This is a genomic window from uncultured Rummeliibacillus sp. (assembly GCF_934216135.1).
Classification (GTDB): domain Bacteria; phylum Bacillota; class Bacilli; order Bacillales_A; family Planococcaceae; genus Rummeliibacillus.
Map to the genome: position 1 here is coordinate 1 of NZ_CAKQBI010000084.1, position 2,378 is coordinate 2,378.

At 33.1% G+C, this 2,378-nt stretch carries 2 protein-coding genes; both read left to right on the forward strand.

Going from position 1 to position 2,378, the window contains the following annotated elements; genetic code table 11:
- The coding region (locus Q0977_RS18175) for a restriction endonuclease subunit S (protein ID WP_299516602.1) at positions 1–1,241 on the forward strand (1,241 nt) is incomplete at its 5' end.
- A gap of 122 nt (positions 1,242–1,363) precedes the next feature.
- Positions 1,364–2,197 (forward strand): GIY-YIG nuclease family protein, encoded by an 834-nt coding sequence (locus Q0977_RS18180; RefSeq protein ID WP_299516604.1) that lies wholly within the window; start codon positions 1,364–1,366, stop codon positions 2,195–2,197.
- The last annotated feature ends 181 nt before the right edge of the window (positions 2,198–2,378 follow it).

Genomic DNA, 2,378 nt, shown 5'->3' on the forward strand with positions numbered 1-2,378 from the left:
TAGATGATTCAGTTAAAAAGAAAGTTCCAGAATTGCGATTTAAAGGATTCACGGATGATTGGGAAGAGCGTAAGTTAGGGGTGCATGCTAAATATCGTCGTGGTTCATTCCCACAACCGTATGGGAATAAGGAGTGGTATGATGGCGAAGGTGCTATGCCTTTCGTACAAGTTGTTGACGTGACTAATAAACTAACTTTAGTTGAAAATACAAAACAAAAAATAAGTAAATTAGCTCAATCTAAAAGTGTTTTTGTTCCAAAAGGAACAGTTGTAGTTACACTACAAGGAAGTATTGGACGTGTTGCTATCACTCAGTATGATTCATTTGTAGACCGCACCCTACTGATTTTCGAAGATTATGAAAAAGAAACTGATGAACGGTTTTGGGCATATACAATTCAGAAAAAATTTGAAATTGAAAAGCTTAAAGCACCAGGTGGTACTATTAAAACTATCACAAAAGAAGCACTTTCATCATTTGATGTTCATCTTCCACAATTTAAAGAGCAAGCTAAGATCGGTTCATTCTTCAAACAACTGGATGATACTATCGCTCTTCATCAACGTAAGTTGGATTTACTCAAGGAACAGAAAAAAGGCTACTTGCAAAAAATGTTCCCTAAAAATGGGGCAAAAGTTCCTGAATTGCGATTTGCGGGGTTTGCTGACGATTGGGAAGAGCGTAAGTTGGGAGATATTTCCTATAAGGTCAAAGAAAAAAATAAAACTGGTAAGTTTACAGAAACTTTGACCAACTCAGCAGAATATGGAATTATTAATCAACGTGATTTTTTTGATAAAGATATTTCTAACGCTAAGAATCTTACTGGCTATTATGTAGTTAAAAACGATGATTTTGTCTACAATCCTCGTATTTCAAATTTTGCTCCAGTTGGACCAATTAAACGTAATAAATTAGGTAGAACTGGCGTAATGTCACCACTATATTATGTTTTCCGTACACATGATATCGATAAAAATTACTTTGAGAAGTATTTTGATACTGTCTACTGGCATCGATTCATGGAACTAAACGGTGACTCAGGAGCACGTGCCGATCGTTTTGCAATTAAGGACTCTGTCTTCGTTGAAATGCCAATTCCTTATCCAACTATGGATGAACAACAAAAAATAGGCTCATTCTTCAAACAATTAGACAACACTATCACTCTTCATCAACGTAAGTTGGATTTGTTGAAAGAACAGAAAAAAGGCTTTTTACAAAAGATGTTTGTTTAGGGTCTATAATTAGATAATAACCCCTAAGAAATCAAATAAAAACAGCCCCTATAATCTAGAATTTGGATTATAGGGGCTGTTTATTTATTTTAATGATATAATAACCCCAAAAGGAGGACGCTATGCCATACCATATATTTATTAATCGAGAATCTGGAAATGATAATATTTCTATTTTTTATGATGAACCTACTTTTGTAGTTATTGCCAATAAAGACGATTTACCAGCAATTCAATTAATTGAGGAATCTCAAAAACCAGGTATATATGTATTACTAGGAGATAATAAACGTTATGTAGGTCAAGCCTCTAATTCTATTTTTTCTAGGTTACAACAACACAATACAAATAAACCATGGTGGAACAAATTAATATTTTTTGGACGTGAAGATGGGCATCTATCTAAAGCACAACTAGATCTTTTAGAACGTTTAATCATTGAAAAAATGAATACTGCTAATATTGATTTAGATAATAGCACTCAAGGAAATAAAAGCTATATTGATAAATTAAGCAAATTTTCAGCTCTGTCATTATGGAATAAGGTTGAGAAACTATTGAATGATGTTGCCAATATCGATTTATTTGATTCAGAACACATTCAAACTGAAGATAATAGTGACAACTCAACTCTAAATAGTCATATATCAATCATATTTGGAGAATCATTATATACTGGGAAATCATATAGAGATGTATTTACGCAATTAGTTTCTAATTTAGTATTATCCGCAGAGTTGGATAAATTGATTCCTTTAATGAGTCCTAATGAACCCAATACAGTACAAATACTTGGAAATAGAGAACATATATCAGCTAAAGGGACGAAGTTGACTAAACCAATAGAACTAACTAAATACCATATGTATGTTAATTTTTCAAAAATAGGCTTATACAATCAAATCAAAAAATTAGCTGAACTGACTGGAAAAAAAGTTATATTTGAAAGGTGGTAATTCATATGGTTAAACAAATCGTTCTTCCCATCAAAGATTCGAATGTCTTAAAAATGGTCCAAGATACGTTACTTGATAGTTTTCGGGCTGGGCGTCGTAACTACACGATCTTCCAAGTTGGAAAAGCAACGCTTCTACGTGTGAGTGACGTCATGAAGCTAAAGAAATCAGACGTATTCAA

Excerpts from the sequence above, each read along its gene's own strand:
- Q0977_RS18180 (WP_299516604.1), top strand. The coding sequence starts at position 1,364 with ATGCCATACCATATATTTATTAATCGAGAATCTGGAAATGATAATATT.